Raw genomic sequence first — 18,195 nt, forward strand, 5'->3', positions numbered from 1 at the left:
CACCTGCATATATTGGGAGCACCCCCGGAAACCGCTCCACAGGAGTTCACGATGTTCTGGTTCCTCCTCGCCCTGCTCGCCGTGTCCGCGCTGGCCCCGCTGATCGGCACCGACACCCGTGACGGCCGCGACTGGCGCGACGACGACCCCGCCACGTCCAGGAGAAGGCTCCCCGTCAGAAGGATCGGTAGTCCCGCACCCGCGCCCTCGGCCCCCGTGCGGGCGGGCGTTCGCCGTCCGACCTCAGCAACCTGCTGACCCGGTGACGATGCCCCAGGTAGGGGGCGAGCAGCCGCAGCATCCCCGCGTCGTCGGTCCGCTGCCCGGTCAGCGCCCAGCCGACCAGCGACGACAGGTGATAGTCGCCGACGGAGAGCGCGTCCGCGTCGCCGTGTGAGCGCTGACGCACCTCGGCCGACGTCCACACCCCGATCCCCGGCAGCGCCCGCAGCAGCAGATCGGTGGCGGCGCTGTCCCCCGCCTCCTCCAGCCTCGCGGCGTACCGGGCGGCGTTCACGATCGTCCTGGCCCGTACGGCCTCGGCCCCCGCCCGGTGCCAGTCCCACGAGGGGATCGACCGGCACACCTCAGGTCCGGGAAAGACCCGCATCCCCTCGGGCGCGGGCCCCGGAGCCGGCTCACCGTAGCGGTACAGCAGCCACCGCCACGCCCGCCAGCCCTCCTCACTGACCACCTTCTGCTCCAGTACGGCGGGCACCAGGGACTCGAAGACCCGGAAGGTCCGTCCGATCCTGAGCCCCTCGTGCCGTTTCGCGGCGCGCCGTACCACCTCGTGCTCCGGGACGAAGCCCGAAACGTCGTCGTCCTCGCCGAGCAACGCGGGCAGCGTCTCCAGCAGCCATCCGGCTCCGGGACCCCACGCCGCACCGGTGACGCGGCCGTCGGCGACGGCGACCCGCAGCGTGCCCGGTCCGTCGGGCGTGGCGCAGGTGCGCCAGAACGCCCCGTCGGGGGTGTGCCGCCAGGCGGGGTCCCCGGGACCGTGCCGCAGCGGACGCAGAGTCGCCCTGAGATCGAGCGGCCGGTCCGGCCGCCAGCGTCTTTCCGCCAAGGGAGAAGGTCAGTGGTCGCTGGAGAAACGGATGGCGCACTCGGGCAGCACGACACCCGGCCAGACCCGGCTGCCCGCGAGCAGCTCGTTGCCCGGCCCGACGACGGCACCGTCACCGACGACCACGTCCCGTAGGACCGCGCCCGGCTCGACCCTGGCCCCGATGCCCACGACCGAGTCGGTCACCGACGCCCCGGCGCGGATCACGCAGTCGTCACCGAGCACGCTGCCGGAGACCTGCGCCCCCGCCTCGACGACCGCGCGGGCGCCGACGACGGAACCGCCGTCCACCTTCGCCCCCGCGTCGACCACGGCGCCGGGCAGCGCCAGCAGGTCGCCGGTCGGTCCGGGCAGGGCCGGGGAGGCCAGACGGCCCAGGACCAGGTCGCGGGAGCCCTGGACGAACGCGGCGGGGGTGCCGACGTCCAGCCAGTAGGAGGCGTCGGCGTAGCCGAGCACCAGGGCGCCGTCCTCGATGAGGCCGGGGAAGGTCTCCCGTTCGACGGAGACGACCTCGCCCGCCGGGATGGTGTCGATCACCGAGCGGGTGAAGACGTAGCAGCCCGCGTTGATCCGGTTGGTGACCGGGTTCGGTGTCTTCTCCAGGAACGCGGTCACCCGGCCGTCCCCGTCGGTCGGCACGCAGCCGAACCGCGAGGGGTCCTCGACCTCGGTCAGGTGCAACGTCACCGCGGCCTGTCTGGCGATGTGCCTGGCGACCTGGTCGCCGATGTCGTGGCCGGACAGGACGTCACCGTTGAGCACCAGCACCGGGGCGTCCGGACCGCAGGTCAGCGCGTCGGCGGCGTTCCTGATGGCGCCGCCGGTGCCCAGCGGCGTCTCCTCCGTCATGTACTCCAGCGAGAGCCCGAATGCCGAGCCGTCCCCGAACGCCTCGGAGAACATCTCGGCCCGGTAGGAGGTGGCGAACACGATGCGCCGTACCCCGAACGAACGGGCCCGCGCCAGCTGGTGCGCCAGGAAGGGGACCCCCGCCGTGGGCAGCAGCGGCTTCGGGGTGCCCAGGGTAAGCGGACGCAGTCGCGTTCCTTGTCCTCCGACAAGAAGAATCGCCTCAAGATCCGACAAAGAGGTCTCCATCATCCCGCGAGATTAGCTCACCGTTCAACAGCGTGCTGAATAGCCCATTAACCGATGGAAGATCGATTCTTTCGCTAATCGAGCGCACGCTGATAGGACAACAGATGGGCCTCAGCCGAGGCGTCCCAGGTGAACTCCTTCGCCCTGGAGTGCCCCGCCTCGGAAAGCGCCGCGCGGCGCTCCTCCGAGGTCAGCAGCGAACGCAGCGCGTCGGCGATGCTGGCCTCGTCGGGCTCGGTGTAGGCGACCGCGTCCCCGCCGACCTCGGGCAGCGAGGTCCGGTGCGTGGTCAGCACCGGTGCGCCGCAGGCCATGGCCTCAAGCACGGGAAGCCCGAAGCCCTCCCCCCGGGAGGGGAAGGCCGCCACCAGCGCGCCGCCGAGGAAACCGGACAGGTCGGAGAAGGCCAGGAAGCCGGGACGGACGACCCTGACATCCGAGGGCACCTCGTCGATCGCGGCGTCCACGTCGGCCTCGTGGACCCCGCCCGCCAGCACCAGCGCGGGCGGCGAGGGCAGTTCGCGCACCGCCCTGGCGAACCCCCTGATCAGGTTCGGCAGGTTCTTGCGCGGCTCCATCGGGCCGAGAAAGGCAACGTACGGCGTGCCGTGCAGCCCGAGCCGGTCGGCCGCGTGCGCCAGCTCCCGCTCGGAGGGCCGGTGGAACAGCCGGGGATCGACCCCGTGATAGGCCACGTCGATCCTCGTCGGGTCGGCGGTCAGCACCCTGACCAGCTCGTCCCTCGTCGCCTTCGAGGGGACGACGACCCGCGCGGCGTGCCGTACGGCGGTGCGGGTCGCCGAGCGGAAGAAGGATGCCCTGACCGTGTCGTGCTGGGAGGTCTCGGTGAACCACGTGACGTCGTGCACGGTCACCACGGCGGGCAGCCCGGAACGCAGCGGCATCGAGTAGTAGGGGGCGTGGATCACCTGGGCGCCCACCTGCTGGGCGACGACCGGCAGCCCGGTCTGCTCCCAGGCGATCCTGGCGGCCCGGTTGGCGATGCCGAGCGGGCCTGGAACGATCCTGGCCGAGGGGGCGAGCCCGGCGTAACGTTCGGCGTCGGCGCGTTGGCACACGATCGCCAGGTCGGCTCCCGCCCGGTCAAGCGCGGCGAGAAGTCCGTCGACATATCTGATCAGAGCACCACGGTCAGCCGGAACCGCGGCCGCGTCGACGAGCACTCGGGGCGTCAAGAACGATCACTCCCCCTCAAGGGTCAGCGCGGGCTCCTTCTCCCATTTCCCCTTCACTCTATTGCGAGCGTCTTCGAAAACGTGGGGTATATCACACGGGTTTTCCCGTTGTTTGATCGTGCGTGGGACCGACGTCACGACGGGCGGCGATCCCGGCCGCACCGGCGCAAACAAGGTCACCGACAATGATCACGATTCTGGAGCAGAGCGCCACCGTGATCGCCTGTCCCTGGCTCAGCACCGGCGCCAGCACCGCGACCATGGCCACCTCGCGCACCCCCGCCCCCGCCGGGACCACGAACGTCATGATGCCCAGGCACCAGGAGAGCGCGAACGCCCCGATGGAGAAGACGATCGCGGAAAGCCCGGAGGGGCCGAAGTCACGGACGACGGCGGCCAGATGCAGGCCGTAGGCGGTCCAGCCGAGCAGCGCCCAGCCGAGCGCGGTGAGCATGCCCCTGCGGGTGAGCGGGCGTTCGAGCGGCTCACGCCCCAGCTTCCGCAGCCCGAACCCGAGGACCGCGTTGACCACCCGGGGTTCGAAGGCCACCGCGAGCACCGGGATCAGCAGGAACACCCAGGCGTACGGCGCCGCGGAACCCGGCATGGCGGCCAGCAGCGTCACCCCCGAGATCACCAGCCCGCTGCCCAGCTGCACCGGCATCGTCAGGAAGAACGCCGCCGCGCTGCGCGACCTGGGCACGCCGAGTTCCCTGCCCATCTCCATCTGGGCCAGGACCGGCCACAGCGAGCCGGGGATGTACTTGCCGAGCTGGCCGACGAAGAAGACCTTCGCGGCGGGGCGGAACGGCAGCGGCGAGCCGAGGTCGGCCAGCAGCGCCCGCCACGTCATCATCCCGCCGCCCAGCGCGGCGATGACGGCCAGCAGCGACAGGACCAGGCCGGGCCAGGAGAGCCGGGCGAACCCGGCGCGGATGTCGTCCCACTGCCGGGTGACCGCCCACGCGCCGAAGCCGAGCGCGACGACCAGGAACGCGATCCGGACCAGGCGTTTCACGCTCTCACGGTTCCAATCTCACAGGGGGAGCACCGGCTCCGGCGGCTGCGGCAGGGAGGCCCCCGCGGGACGGCGCCTCCCCTTGGTGGCCACCCACAGGTAGGTCGGCACGACCGGCAGCAGCGCGCCGAGCACCGGCCGGGGCAGCCGGGACAGGACGCCCTCCGCGGCCCGGCCGACCGCGCCGGGGAACAGCTCGGACCCGGCGAACTCCGCCGGGGTGGCCAGCACCGGGAAGGTGTAGTCCCACACCCGCAGTCCCCTGACCATCCGGCGCAGCCCCCTGCGGGTCCGGTAGCGCTCGTAGTAGCTGTCGGCCCGCCCGGACAGGCGCACGTAGCGGTCGGCGAGCGCGGGCGGCAGGTAGGACAGGAACGGCAGCTTGTAGTGCGGCTCCATCACCCCCAGCCGGTTGCCCAGACCCAGGTAGAGCACGCCGTCGGGGGCCAGCACCCGGCGCATCTCCGCCATGATCGCGTCGGGGTCCACCACGTGCTCGTAGATGTGGTTGAAGACCAGCACGTCGACGGAGTCGTCGGGGAAGGGCAGCGCCGTACCGTCGGCGCAGACGAAGCTGACCCGCTCGCCGAAACGCGCCGAGGCCTTACGCAGGCCCGGCACGTCGATGTCCACGCCGAACGTCCGCCGAGCGCCCGCCGCCGCCAGTTCGTCGGCGATGAACCCGGCCGAGCAGCCGATGTCGGCGACCGTCAGCCCTTCGAGGACCCGCTCCCTCCTGCCGAGGAAGTGGCCGAGCACCGCCACGATCTTCGCGGCCTTGCGGCGGCGTTTCTCCTCGTCCAGCATGGCCGCCTGGAACTCGGAGTACTCCAGCTGCGCAACCCGCTCGCCGCTCATCGCCCGTTCACCGTTCCTCGTCGCCATCACGGCCCGCCCCTGCCCGCCGGGGCGCGCGGCCCAAGCGTACCGGCGTGCCGTGCCCCTTACCGGTCACCGACCAGAGCCGCCAGGTAGGCGTCCCAGTAGGGGTCGGGGTCGACCGGCTTGACCCCGGACCGCAGCCGTTGCGGCTCGCCCGGCTGGTAGAAGGCCTCAAGCGCGGCCCGCAGGGACTCCACCGAACCCGGCTCGACCAGCAGGCCGTCCACGCCGTCGGTCACGTGGTCGCCGAGCGTCCCCACCCGGCTGGCGATCACCGGCACGCCCTGTTCGTGGCCGAGCCACACCTGCTGGCTGGCCGTACCGCCGCGGTAGGGCAGGACCAGCGCGTCCACGTCGGCGAACAGCTCCGGCACCTCGGTGTCGGCCACGTAACCCGGTCGCAGTTCGACCCGGCCGGTCAGCCCGAGCTGCGCGACCAGCGCCTTCGTCTCGTCGAGACCCCCCCAGAACTCTCCGGCGACGCGCAGCGAGACCCCTTCGGGCAGCGCCCTGATCAGCACGTCGAGCCCCTTGTACGGACGGACCAGGCCGAAGAACAGCAGCCGGCCGGTGGTACCGGAACCCGCCTCCCGAGGACGTCCGCGCAGGGCGGCGGGCAGGTGCGGCGCCATCTCGGCCACCGTCACCGGGGCGGGCGTCAGCCCTCCGGCCAGGTCTCCCTGCGCCCGCGAGTGGGCCAGCACCCCGTCGACCCTGCGCAGCAGCGCCCGCATCAGCGGCACGTCGTACGGCTTGCGCTCGTGGGGCAGCACGTTGTGGCACAGCGCGACGACCCGGGTACGGCGCCGCAGGCCGTACAGAACGCCCAGGTAGGCGGGCACCTGCACCGGGCTGAGCACGACGAGGATCACCAGGTCGGCCTCCGCCAGACGGCGCCCCGCGCGCACCCAGCCGTCGGGGCGGCGCCAGTCGAGGTCGCGCAGGACGTTGGGGAAGGGGGCGCCGTCGGGAGTGTCCACGGTCTGGGTGCCCGGGTAGAGGAAGGAGGGGTACTGCGCCCGCCACGACTCGATCAGCACGTCGTGCCCGGCCGCCCGCAGACGGTGGGCCAGCTCCGTGGTGTGCGCGACCCCGCCGCCCTTGTAGGGGTGGGCGGGCCCGACGATCGCGACGCGCATCTACTCGCTCCTGGAGCGCACGATGAGGTCGGCCAGCAGCGCGAGCGAGCCGATGAGCAGGCCGGACAGGAAGATGACGATGGTGTTGCTGGTCAGGTAGAACCCGTAGCGGATCATGTCGACCACGCCCTTGACCAGGCCGATGCCGACCAGCCAAAGGGCGGGCGGCATGAGGACCTTGAGCGGGTTGAAGTACATGACCATCCGCAGCACCTGCAGGATGTAGCGGTAGGCGTCGGAGACGAAGCTGAACTTCGACGTGCCCGCCCGCTTGCTGTACTCGATCGGCAGATAGTAGACGTCGTGCTGGTTCGACAGGAACGACAGCGTGATCGTGGTGACGCAGGAGAAGCCGGGAGGCAGCAGCCGCAGGTACGGCTTGGCCACCGACTTGCGGAAGGCCCGCAGCCCGCTGTTCAGGTCTGGGATCCTCTGCCCGGCGAGCCGCTCGGCCACCTTGCGGATGAACCACTTGGCGGGCACCCGCAGGAACTTGTGCGAGCCCTCCTCGGTGGTCCGCGCGCCCACGACCTGGTCGATCGCCGCGTCCTTGTCCAGGATCGCCACCAGCTCGGGGATGCGCTCGTTCGGGTAGGTCATGTCCGCGTCGGTCCACACGACGATCTCGCCCCTGGCCTCCTGCGTGCCGATCCTGCGCACGGTGCCCGAGCCGCCGTTGCGGTGGAAGGCCCGCACCCGCATGTTGGGGAAGCGCGGCGCGGCCTCGTGCAGCCTGGCCAGGGTCGCGTCGGTCGAGAAGTCGTCGACGGCCACGAGCTCGTAGGTGTAACCGCTGTCGTCCATCGCCCGGCAGATGCGCTCGACCTCGTCGATGACGTGGTTCTGCTCGTTGTAACAGGGCAGGACGATTGTGACGTACGGTGTTGCGTCCACGGCGGTTCCACTCTTCGGCGTCTCGGGCGTGCTCACGACGGGCGAGGATACTCTGCCCGGCTGGGAGGCGAGTGCACTTCGCCGTCCGGCTCAGCCGGTCTCCACGACGCCGGCGCCGCCGACGCCCGGCAGTTCCTCCATCGTCGTGACGAATGACCGGGCGTCCGCCGGGTCGGCGAGCTTTACGAAGTATCCCTCGGACACGGCCGTGGAGTCGGGCATGCGCCCGGCCCACATGAAGGACAGGACACGCCGGGCGTGGGCGGCGTCCTCGACGTAGACGTGCTCGACCTCCTCCATGCCCGCCAGCCTCGCCTCGACGGCCTTCCTCTCCCGGGAGGTGGCCCGACCGCGTCCCGCGCAGTCGTCCGCCCCGCACAGCGTGAGGTAGGCGTCGGCCTTGTACCGCCAGAAGGGGTGGCCGAAGGCACCGGCGTTGGCGACGCCGGGAACCCGGTTGAGCGCGGCGGGGAAGGGGGCGATGTCGGCCCGGTCGCGGAGTGTCCCGACGAACGACTCCGGCAGGTCCCCCGCCTTGAGGACGGAGAGCATGACCTCGTCCCCGGCGTAGGCCCTGCGGTAGTCCGCCAGGGCCTCCTGGCGGGAGACGAACCGTACGTCCTTCACCTGGGGCATCGCCCGCAGCCTCTCCCCGAGCTCGCGCCGCTGCTCGGAGGTCACGGCCTTTCCGTGGCAGTTCTCCCACGGGGCGTCGTCCCAGCACAGGAAGACGGAGAACGTCCCGCCCTTCGGCCAGGGACCGGCGGGCGGCGGGGAGAACTTCTGCCCGGCCGCGGAGGACGACGTCTTGAGGGACGGGGCCTTGGGAGTCCCGGCCTTGGGGGACCGTTCCCGCGGGGACTCGGCCTGGGGAGCCGACGCCTTGGCGGCCGGCGCTCCGGGGGACGGCGCCTTGGGAGACGGCACCGCCTGCGCGGCCGTCGGCGGGAGCACCGGCAGTACGGCCATGGCCGCGACCCCGCTCAGTACGGCGCGGCGGGCCCGTGCCCGTCTCCGCGAGCCACCGGAGCCGCTCCCGGGAACAATCGTGTCCAATACGTCACCCACCGCGATAACCAGATGTCCTTCACAACAGCCATGAATGGATATCACGGATTCGATCACCGCTCGACGAGGTGGTCCCCGGCGGGTGAAACCGTTACCTACGGGCCCTCAGGAGGCGGGCGGGACGGTCATCCAGACGTCCACGGCCATCGACCAGGTGCCGTTCGGCGGGTCGACGAGGGAGCGCTCGTCCTGGCGGGCCCGCAGCTTCATCACCTGGACCGGATCGCCGTACGGGGCGAGCTGGTCGGCCCTGACCGCGAGCAGGACGGGCACCCGGCCCGCCGTACGGATGCGGCCGACCAGGCGGTTGACGTCGGAGGGGATGGGGATGTCCGCGCCCTGCCGGTAGAAGACCTTGGCGGTCGGCACGCCGCAGGTGCCCCTGACGACCTGGGTGAGCCGGTCACCGGTGACCCGTTCGACGATCAGCACGGAGGCGTTGGCGGGCAGGGCCGCGCACATCGCCTCGACCGCGGCGCGCTCACCGCGCTCGACCGGGGTGAAGGCGATGCCCGCCGAGGTGATCACGGGCGGCACGAGCAGCAGCAGCACGCCCGCGACGACCAGCCCGCGTTGCACGGGCCTGCCGTACCCGAGCCTGCGGGCCTTGTCCCTGACCCAGCGCAGCCCCCAGACCGCCAGCAGCACCAGACCGGGGATGACGACGGGCACCAGGCGCCGGGAGGCCCACGGGTGGTCGGGGGTGATGGAGGGCAGTATCAGCGTGGCGACCGTGGTCCAGCCGATCACGGCCAGCGGCAGCAGCCAGCCGAACCCGCGTCGCCTGACCAGCCTGCGCGTCAGCAGGGCGGCGGCCATGGTGGCCAGGGCGACGGCGGGAACGCCGAGGTACCAGATCACCCAGTAGAGCGACTCCTCGTAGTAGAGCCGGGTCGGGTCGGCCGCCAGACCGTTGTCCGCCTGGGTTCGCTGGATGAACGCGGCGTTCAGCGCGTCGTCGGCGGTCACCGGGATGCGGGTCACGGTCTGCAGCCAGGGCCGGGCCACGAAGATCGCCACGACCAGCACCACCAGGCCCGCGGCGATCTCGGGAAGCCCGCGCAGCCGTACGGCCCGCCGCAGCGGGGGGGCGAGCACCGGGGCCAGGGCCGCCGCGGCCAGGGTGAGGGCCAGGACCGCCCCGCAGATGGCCAGCAGCGGCCTGACCGAGGCTCCCAGGTAGGTCAGGTACGGCCGGGACAGGAAGTAGGCGGCGGCCAGGCCGACCCCGGTGCCCACGGCCAGCCCGCACAGCAGCGGCAGGCCGAGCCGTCCCTCCTGACGGCCGCCGACCCTGCGCATGGCGATCAACAGTCCGGCGTAGGCGAGCACGGGCAGGATGTCCCGCAGGCCGTCGATCCTGACCAGCACGGCCAGCCCGAACACCAGGCCCGCCAGGTCGGCGCCCGCGACGGCGCCGTAGGCCTGGGCCGCGCGGACCAGCCCCGGCCGCTCCCCCGAGGGGACCGGCGGCAGGTAGCCGAGCCCCATGACACCCGAGCGCAGCCTGGCCCGGGCGTCGTGGAGCAGGACGAGCCCGCCGAAGAGCATGATCAGGGACGGGATCTCACTGAAGGTGGTGCGCGAGGTGTAGAGGATCGGCAGGCTGACCGCGAACACCAGGGCCGCCAGCGGCGCCCAGCGGGCGCCGACGAACCTGGCGACGAGCCCGGCGACGACCAGCACCGCCATGGCGCCGAGCAGCGGGGGGACCAGCAGCAGGCCGCCCAGCCCGCCCAGCCAGTGGCCGAGCGCCTGGATCATCGGCGGCCCCGGCATGAACTGCGGCACGACCACGCCGCCGAAGTCGTAGAAGCCCATGCTGCCGAAGACCAGCGCCGGGTCGGCCCCGCCGAAGGCCGCCTCCTGGTACGGGATCGGCAGCGAGCCGTGCTCGGCCAGCCAGACGGCGTACTGCGCGTAGGTCGCCGGGTCGCGGCGGACGATGAGCTGCTCGCTGCCGAACACGGCGTTGAAGATCGCGGAACCGGCCGCGACGGCGACGACCGCGGCCGTCTGCCCGGCGGTCGCCTCGACCGTCTCCGGCAGGCGGCGCAGGCCGTACCGGCACAGCAGCGCCGCGACCAGCAGGCCGAGCGGCAGCGCGGCGACCGGCCTGAACCAGCCCAGCATGAGCAGCGCGAACCCGGCCAGCAGCCAGCCCGCCAGGACGAGCGCGGGCACGGCCGAGAGCACGGCGAGCACCCTGCCCGCCGTGGGTCCGCGCGCGCTGTCCCACGGGCCGATCCTCATGGCTGGCCCCGAGCGTAGCGGCCCCGCCGCGTGACGGCGATGGGGGCGCGCGACCGGCGGGCCGAGCCGGTAGCGTACGCGCAGCATGCGAAGGGGGCGGCAGTGGTCGGGTGGGTGCGGGGGCGCAGGGGGCCTTTCCCGGTGCCGGAGTGGGCCGCGCTGGAACCGCTGAGGCAGCGGTGGTTCCTGGTGGTGCTCGGTCTCGGGGTCGTCCTGCGGGCGCTCGCCATGCTCGGCTACCGGCCCGCGCTGTGGTTCCCCGACTCCTACACCTACGTGGTCACCGCGATGCGGCCCAGGCCCGACCTGGTGCGCCCGGCGGGCTACTCGATGTTCCTGCGGCTGTTCGAGCCCCTGCACAGCTTCGCCCTCGTCGCGGGCGTCCAGCACCTGCTGGGGCTCCTGACGGGCGTGATGGTCTACCTCACCGCCAGACGGCTGCGCGCCCCCGCCTGGGCCGCGACGCTCGCCTGCGTCCCCGTCCTGCTGGACGCCTACCAGATCGAGCTGGAGCACCTGCTGGTCTCCGACACGCTGTTCACCACGCTCGTGGTGGCCGCCGTCTGCCTGGCCGTACGGGAGCCGGGGAGTCAGCGGGGGCGGATGGCCGGGGCGTGCGCGATCGGCCTGCTGGTCGCGGCGGCGACGCTGACCAGGACGGTCGGGCTGCCGCTGGTCGCGCTCCTGGGCGCGTGGCTGCTCTACCGGGAGCGGGGCCGGGTCGCGGTCGCGGCGGTGACGCTGGCCGCGGCGGCGCTGCCGATCCTGGGTTACGGCGTCTGGTTCCACGCGACCACCGGCAGGATCGGCCTGGTCGGCGCGAACGGCGCCTTCCTCTACGCCAAGACGATGACGTTCGCCGACTGCGCGGTGATGAGGCCGTCGGCGGAGCTGGCCGTCCTGTGCGACCCCCGGCCGCCCGCGTCGCGGCCCCCCTCGCAGGAGTATCTCTGGGGCCAGGACTCCCCGCTGGTCAGGCTGCCCGGCATCACCTTCACCCGGGAGACCGACGCGCTGGCCGGGGAGTTCGCCTCGCTGGCCATCCGCAGTCAGCCGCTGGACTACCTGGGCTCGGTCCTGACGGAGCTCGGCCGCTCCTTCACGCCGGACCGGCCCGTCTACCCCGACCAGGAGATCTACGACCACTACCTCTTCCCGGCCGCGACACCCGAGCCACCAGGGCGTTACCCGGCCCTGGTCGGCGCCTCCTTCGCCCGGCTCTACGAGCGGGGGCCGATCGAGACCGAGGTCGTCGAGCCGTACGCGGGCTGGATGCGGGCCTACCAGGGCGTCGTCGCGCTGCCCGGCGCCGCGCTGCTGGTGATCCTGCTCGTCCCGCCGGTCGTCGCGGGAGTACGGCGGGCCAGGCCGGGGACACGGCGGGCCGGATCCGTCCCGGCGGTGTGGGCGCTGCCCTGGGCGACGGCGGTGACGTTGCTGGTCATGCCCGCCGCGGTGGCGGAGTTCGACTACCGCTACGTGCTGCCCGCCATACCACTGGCCTGCCTTGCTGCGGCTTTCGCCGCGAGTAAACCTTCTTTCAGTAACATTCCAAGAAATGTCCGTATTTGAGTATGCTGGGCGGCCGGATCATCGCGCAGTCCCCGGGGGCGATCATGGCTGAGTTCGTACCATCACGACTCCCCACGCCGACTTCGTGACCTACTCTTTGGGCGCTATGAGCGAGCCGAGACAGCGGGTGTCGCCGCCGAGCAAGGAGATCGCATGAGCGACCAGCGGCACGTCGCCATGAGCGATCACACCACCCAGCCGGCCCTTGGGCGCAGGGCGTCCAGGCGCGCGGCCGGGAACGGCGTGACGCCTGAGGAGATCTCCCCTCTTTACCAGGAACCTCCCAGGAGGAACGGCGGCGGCCGGTCGAGAGGGTCGGGCGGCAAGGCCGCCAAGCTCGGCGTCGGCGCCTGGGTCAGCGTCGCGCTGACCGGCGTCATGGTGGTCGGCACCCTCACCGGATACAAGTTCTACCGGGACATCGAGGGCAACATCACCCGTGAGGACGTCGAGAGCAAGCTGGGCGCCGACCGCCCGCCGGAGACGGGCGCGCTCAACGTCCTCGTCGTCGGCTCCGACAGCCGCGACGGCGCGGGCAACAAGAAGTACGGCCAGCACCTGCAGGGAACGGGTGAGCGGACCGACACGATCATCCTTCTGCACATCTCCCCGAACCGCGACAAGGCGACGCTGATCAGCTTCCCCCGCGACTCGATGGTCCAGGCGCCCGAGTGCCAGAACCCCAAGACCAAGGCGGTCATCCCCGCCGGTCTCCGGCAGATCAACGCGACCTTCAACGACGGCGGCATCGCCTGCACGTGGAAGACGATCGAGACGCTGACGAACATCCACATCAACCACTTCGTCAAGGTCGACTTCTCCGGGTTCAAGGGCATCATCGACGCCCTCGGCGGCATCGAGATCTGCCTGCCCAAGGACGTCACGGACAAGAAGGCCAAGCTCGAACTGAAGAAGGGCAAGCACACCGTCAAGGGCGAGACCGCCCTGGCGTACGTCCGTGCCCGCTACACGCTCGGCGACGGCAGCGACATCAGCCGCATCAAGCGCCAGCAGGTCTTCCTCACCCAGGTGATGAAGAAGGCGACCAGCTCGGACCTGCTGACCAGCCTGCCCAAGCTGACCGCCTTCCTTGAGGCCGCGACCTCCTCGGTGACGATGGACCGCAACCTCACCACCGGACGGCTCCTGGAGATCGCGCAGAGCGCGGCCTCCCTCAACGCCAAGGGCCTGAAGTCCGTCACCGTCCCCTGGAAGCCGTACGCGCCCGATCCCGGCCGGGTCGAGTGGGCCCAGCCGAAGGCCGACCAGCTCTTCGCCGCGATCCGCAGCGACATCGAGGTGCAGCCGACCGCCACGCCGAAGCCCTCGGCCAGCCCCGGCCAGACCTCGGCCCCCGCCAAACCCGCGATCAAGCCCTCCCAGGTCAGGGTCCAGGTGCTCAACGGCACCAGCGTCGCCGGCAGGGCGCAGGAGGTGGCCGACGCGCTGGCCGCCCAGGGCTTCACGGTGACCGAGGTCGGCAACGCGCGACTGCCCAGCGGCGCCGACCAGCCGAAGACACGCATCCTGTACGCCAAGAACGCCCAGGACGGCGCCGACTACGCCGCCCCGGTGGCCGCCAAGCTCCTCAACAAGGAGAAGGTCAAGCCGGAGGGCGGCAAGCTCAAGCCGGGCGGCAGCGAGCCGTACGTCCCCACGGCCTCGGAGACGGGAACGCCCTCGACCGCGCCCACCGCGACGCCGACGGCGAGCGCCCCGGCCACCGCGACGGACGGCCAGGGGCCGGTGATCCAGCTGGTCATCGGCTCCGACTGGCAGGGTGTCGCCGCCCCCATCAAGATCCCGGACAGCATCAAGGGCGACGTGGTCGACGCCAACACCAACCCCTGTCTCTGAGCCCCGTCCCCGGTACCGCCGGTGCCCTCTGGCGCCGCCCCGTGCCCCGTTCCTCCGGGAACGGGGCCGTTCTCCCAGCTCCGGGCCGCCCCGACGGTCACGAAACCCCGTGAAACGCGGCGAGCTCGTGCGACAGGGCGTCCAAGAGCGTTTATGGTGGTCCGACCGGTGGGCGACTCTGTCATCCGTCCGTGTCCCGGGCGATCTCGCCGGTCCGCTTCCCCGTCTCCGACAGATAGCTGAGCGTTTTCCTCGTGAGCGACACCCGACCCTCTTCCCCGGTACCGGACCCATGGGACGACGGCGCCAGTGGCGCCGGAGGCGGCGGGCGAACCGGCGGACAGGACGGAAGGGCGGCGCCGTGGCCCCAGCCTCCGGCTCCGGACCTCACGGAGGGGGCGGGCGAGGTCACCGCGTGGGGCTACCCCGCCTACCGGGAGCCGGAGAACGCATCCGGCGAGGGGGCGAACACGCCGTACTGGGAGGGGTCCTCCGCGTTCGGGGGTGCCGAGGCCTCCGGGGCGGGCGCGGCGCCGTCCGCCGCACGGCAGGCGCGCAGTCCCTACCCCAGCCCCCATGACCCCCCGCACACCGCCGCACCCCAGGAACCCGCGTCTCAGGGGCCTCCATCCCAGGAATCTTCGTCCCAGAGGCCGGAGACCCGGGAGCCTCTGCCCCAGAGGCCGGCGGCCCGGGATCGGGACGCGCGGTGGGCTCAGGAGTTCGGCGCGGCCCAGGCACGGGCGTGGACCTCGGGCGCCCCGGCCGAACCGCCTTCCTCGGAGACCTTCTCCTACTGGGAGAACTCCGCCCGGCAGCAGCCCGAGCCCCAGGAGGCCGACCGTCGGCCCTCCGCGTGGGGAGAGGCGACCGTCTCCCCCTGGGAGCAGGCCGGCCCCTCCCCCGTCCCGCCTCAGGAACCCTCCGCGCCCGCCGAGCACGCCGGATACGCCGCACCGGCTCCCGCCGAGCTCCCCGAGCGGACCGCACCGCGCCGCCGGGGCTCACGGGCGGCCTCGCACCTGAACGCCCGGCCCAGGATCCCCGCCTACCTGGACGAACACGCCCAGGTAGGCGAACAGCAGAGGGTGCCGGTTCCCGTCGGCGCGCACGCCGCGGGCCCGGCCGTCGCCCCCGGCCCACCCGTCGGGGGTCCGGCGGCGCTGGATTGGGAGCAGCGGGCCTACACCGAGGAGGAGCCCCCCGCTCCCCCGGCGAAGAAGAAGCGCGAGCCGTACCTCGACAACGTCAAGTTCGTCCTGATCGTCATGGTCGTCATCGGGCACTCGCTGGTGCCGACCCTGGCCGCGCACTCCTCCCGGGCCGCCTACCTGTTCATCTACACGTTCCACATGCCGGCGTTCGTGCTGATCAGCGGCTATCTGGGACGTAACTTCTGGAACTCGAACGCGAAGATCAACAAGCTGGTCGACACCATGCTGGTGCCGTACGCGTTCATCGAGATCGGTTACGCCCTGCTGCGCTACGCGCTCGGCCAGAAGTGGACCCTGACGATCATCGACCCGGCCTGGCTGAACTGGTATCTCGTCGCGCTGGTGCTCTGGCGGATCTCCACCCCCATCTGGACGCGGATGCGCCAGCCGCTGCTGGTCGCGGTGACCATATACATGGTGGCCGGTTTCTCCGAGATATCCGGCGACTTCAGCCTCGACCGCTTCTTCGGCCTGCTGCCGTTCTACGTGCTGGGCCTGCTGCTCAAGCCCGAGCACTTCGACCTGCTCAAGCCGTTCTGGGTGCGAATCGCCGCCGGGTTCGTCGTCGCCGGAGGCGTCGCGGTGGCCATCTATCTCGCCCCCAGGGTCGGCCTCGACCCGGTCTACTACCGCTACAGCTTCAAGTACATGCACCTCAGCTGGTGGATGGGCCTGAGCGTGCGCGCGGCCATGCTGCTGGCGGGCCTGGCGCTCTCGATCGCGCTGCTGGCGCTCGTGCCGAGGCGCGAGACCTGGTTCTCCGACCTGGGCACCCGCACGCTCTACACCTACCTGCTGCACGGCGTCGTCGTGCTCATCGCCAAGGACCAGAAGTGGCTGAGCTTCCCCTGGCTGTACGGCCCGCTCGGCGTGCTGGCGATCGCGTCGAGCGCGCTCGTGCTGGCGATCATCCTGAGCCTGCCGCAGACCCGCACGCTCTTCAAATGGCTGCTCGAACCCCGCCTGGTCTGGCTGTACCGCAGACCCTCCTCGAAGGAGAGTTCAGCCGCCATTCCCCGGTAGTTCACTCAACGCATCCGGTGAGGACGGAACCGGCACTCAGCATCGGCATATGCGGGTATGTGTCGGGACGATCGTCCATCACCCCGAAGACGCCCGGATCATGCATCGGCAGATCCGGGCGCTCCTCGACGCCGGGCATGACATCACCTATGTCGCGCCCTTCACCGACTGCAACGTCACGCCCGATCCCGGGATCAGGGCGATCGACGTTCCCCGCGCGACCGGGCGGCGCCGCAGGCGCGCGCTCAAGGCGGCCAGGAAGGCCCTCAAACGCGGGATCGAGGGCGCCGACCTGCTGATCGTCCACGACATCGAGTTGCTGTTCCGGCTGCCCAGGCGCCGGCCCGCGACCGTGTGGGACGTGCACGAGGACACCGCCGCCGCCCTTGAGGCCAAGCCGTACCTGCCCGAGGTGCTGCGCCGTACGCTGCCGTCGCTGGTGCGCGGGGTCGAGGCCAGGGCCGAGCGGCGCATGCACCTGATCCTGGCCGAGGAGGCCTACCAGGAGCGCTTCTCCAGACCCCATCCCGTGGTGCTCAACACCACCTACGTGCCCCGGCGCCCGCCCGCCCCGCCCGCGGGGAACCGGGTGATCTACGTCGGCCAGCTGTCGGCGGCCAGGGGGGCCGTCGAGCTGATCGAGCTGGCCAGGCGGCTGCTGCCACACGGGATCAGGACCGACCTGGTCGGGGCGGCCGACCACGAGATCAGGCCGCTGCTGCGGGACGCGCAACGGGAGGGCGTGCTCGACTGGTACGGCTACGTGCCCAACCAGCACGCGCTGCGGATGGCCGAGGGGGCGATCGCCGGACTCTCCCTGCTGCACGACGTGCCCAACTACCGGCAGTCGATGCCGACCAAGGTCGTGGAGTACATGGCCAGGGGTGTCCCGGTGGTGACGACGCCGTTGCCCGCCGCCGCCTCGATGGTCGAGCGGGTCGGCTGCGGCGTCGTCGTGCCGTTCGGGGACGTGGACGCGGCGCTGCACGCCGTGCTCGGTCTGCGGGACGATCCCGGCGGGGCCACGGCGATGGGCAAGCGCGGGTACGAGCAGGCACTGAGCGAACACCACTGGCCCGACCACGCGGGTGAGTTCGTCGGCCGCCTTGAGGAATGGGCCGGCAAACCGGTGACGTCCGCCGTGGAGATTGGTGTACTGGAGGCATGGCACGCCATCTGATCCAGGGACGTGAGATATCCACCCCCGTCCGCGTCCGCGACGCGGTGGCGTGCGCCGCCTCCTATCTCGTCAGAGCGGACGCCGCCCGGGCCGTGATCGCCTACTCGGGGTTCGACGTCGCCGAGGTGCTGCCGGGCAGGGCCCTGTGCACGCTGGCGTTCGCCGAGCACGCCGACGGTGACCTGGAGGCCTGCCGGGAGTTCGCCGTCTCCTTCCTGACCAGGCCGCCCGACGCCGGGCCGCCGCCCAGGGCTCGTGGCCTGCGGGCCAACCTCGCCGAGCTGCGCCGGGCCGGGGCGGGGTCGTTCGTCCACTGGCTGCCGTCCGACCAGGACTTCGCCGCGGAGGCGGGACGCGCCATCTGGGGCTTTCCCCGGGAGGTCGCCGACATCGACCTGCGGATGGCCTCGCCGTACAAGCGGTGTGTGGTGCGCAGGGACGGCCGCCTTGTGCTCGACCTGCTCGTCAAGCCGGGGGCGGCCGTCCCCTTCGTGGGCAGGGTCACGCCGCCGAGGGCCTACGGTCAGCTCGACGGCGTCACCCGCCGTGTCCCCTGGTCGGCCACCCTGCGCGGGGTCCGGGCCCGCCTCGGTGGGGCGCTGATCCGCCTGGGCAACCACCCGATCGCCAAGGAGCTGAGCGAGCTCGGCCTGCCCAGGCGCGCGGTGCTGACCGGTACGGTCTCCCACCTGGCCATGACGCTCGGCGAGGCCAAGCAACTGTAGG

The 18,195-nt window shown here is 71.7% G+C and carries 14 protein-coding genes; 5 read left to right on the forward strand and 9 right to left on the reverse strand.

Going from position 1 to position 18,195, the window contains the following annotated elements; translation table 11 throughout:
* Positions 1–175: 175 nt before the first annotated feature.
* The 9 genes from ACFYY8_RS02225 to ACFYY8_RS02265 form a co-directional block, all read right to left on the reverse strand.
* Positions 176–1,072: a DNA-3-methyladenine glycosylase family protein gene (locus tag ACFYY8_RS02225; protein ID WP_390036268.1), complete on the reverse strand. Its 897-nt coding sequence runs from the start codon at positions 1,070–1,072 to the stop codon at positions 176–178.
* Between the two features lie 9 nt (positions 1,073–1,081).
* On the reverse strand, positions 1,082–2,176 hold the full coding sequence (locus ACFYY8_RS02230) for a sugar phosphate nucleotidyltransferase (RefSeq protein WP_390036270.1): 1,095 nt from the start codon (positions 2,174–2,176) through the stop codon (positions 1,082–1,084).
* Positions 2,177–2,247: 71 nt separating this feature from the next.
* A complete protein-coding gene (locus ACFYY8_RS02235) occupies positions 2,248–3,369 on the reverse strand; it encodes a glycosyltransferase family 4 protein (protein ID WP_390036272.1) in 1,122 nt (373 codons plus the stop codon).
* 91 nt (positions 3,370–3,460) lie between these two features.
* Positions 3,461–4,387, reverse strand: a complete 927-nt coding sequence (locus ACFYY8_RS02240) for a YbhN family protein (protein WP_390036274.1) — start codon at positions 4,385–4,387, stop codon at positions 3,461–3,463.
* An 18-nt stretch (positions 4,388–4,405) separates the two neighbouring features.
* The gene (locus ACFYY8_RS02245) at positions 4,406–5,272 is read right to left on the reverse strand and encodes a class I SAM-dependent methyltransferase (RefSeq protein ID WP_390036276.1); all 867 of its coding nucleotides are present in this window, start codon (positions 5,270–5,272) and stop codon (positions 4,406–4,408) included.
* 59 nt (positions 5,273–5,331) lie between these two features.
* Positions 5,332–6,408 (reverse strand): glycosyltransferase family 4 protein, encoded by a 1,077-nt coding sequence (locus ACFYY8_RS02250; RefSeq protein ID WP_390036278.1) that lies wholly within the window; start codon positions 6,406–6,408, stop codon positions 5,332–5,334.
* Complete coding sequence (locus ACFYY8_RS02255; protein ID WP_390036280.1) at positions 6,409–7,338, reverse strand: glycosyltransferase family 2 protein; 930 nt, start codon at positions 7,336–7,338, stop codon at positions 6,409–6,411.
* 54 nt (positions 7,339–7,392) lie between these two features.
* On the reverse strand, positions 7,393–8,370 hold the full coding sequence (locus ACFYY8_RS02260; protein ID WP_390036282.1) for a permease-like cell division protein FtsX: 978 nt from the start codon (positions 8,368–8,370) through the stop codon (positions 7,393–7,395).
* 105 nt (positions 8,371–8,475) lie between these two features.
* Positions 8,476–10,623 carry a hypothetical protein gene (locus tag ACFYY8_RS02265; RefSeq protein ID WP_390036284.1) on the reverse strand — a complete coding sequence of 716 codons (2,148 nt, stop codon included), beginning with the start codon at positions 10,621–10,623 and terminating at the stop codon, positions 8,476–8,478.
* Positions 10,624–10,764: 141 nt separating this feature from the next.
* Here ACFYY8_RS02265 and ACFYY8_RS02270 point away from each other — a divergent pair, with 141 nt between their 5' ends.
* The 5 genes from ACFYY8_RS02270 (at position 10,765) to ACFYY8_RS02290 (ending at position 18,194) form a co-directional block, all read left to right on the forward strand.
* Positions 10,765–12,195, forward strand: coding sequence for a phospholipid carrier-dependent glycosyltransferase (locus ACFYY8_RS02270; RefSeq protein WP_390036285.1), 1,431 nt, complete (start codon positions 10,765–10,767; stop codon positions 12,193–12,195).
* Between the two features lie 153 nt (positions 12,196–12,348).
* On the forward strand, positions 12,349–14,052 hold the full coding sequence (locus ACFYY8_RS02275; protein ID WP_390036287.1) for an LCP family protein: 1,704 nt from the start codon (positions 12,349–12,351) through the stop codon (positions 14,050–14,052).
* A 254-nt stretch (positions 14,053–14,306) separates the two neighbouring features.
* Positions 14,307–16,289: an acyltransferase family protein gene (locus tag ACFYY8_RS02280; protein ID WP_390036289.1), complete on the forward strand. Its 1,983-nt coding sequence runs from the start codon at positions 14,307–14,309 to the stop codon at positions 16,287–16,289.
* A gap of 49 nt (positions 16,290–16,338) precedes the next feature.
* On the forward strand, positions 16,339–17,469 hold the full coding sequence (locus tag ACFYY8_RS02285; protein ID WP_390036292.1) for a glycosyltransferase family 4 protein: 1,131 nt from the start codon (positions 16,339–16,341) through the stop codon (positions 17,467–17,469).
* Positions 17,454–18,194: an acetoacetate decarboxylase family protein gene (locus ACFYY8_RS02290; protein WP_390036294.1), complete on the forward strand. Its 741-nt coding sequence runs from the start codon at positions 17,454–17,456 to the stop codon at positions 18,192–18,194. Before ACFYY8_RS02285 ends, ACFYY8_RS02290 begins: the two co-directional genes overlap by 16 nt.
* The last annotated feature ends 1 nt before the right edge of the window (position 18,195 follow it).

Origin of the sequence: Streptosporangium sp. NPDC001559, from assembly GCF_042893955.1 — a bacterium.
Taxonomy (GTDB): domain Bacteria; phylum Actinomycetota; class Actinomycetes; order Streptosporangiales; family Streptosporangiaceae; genus Streptosporangium.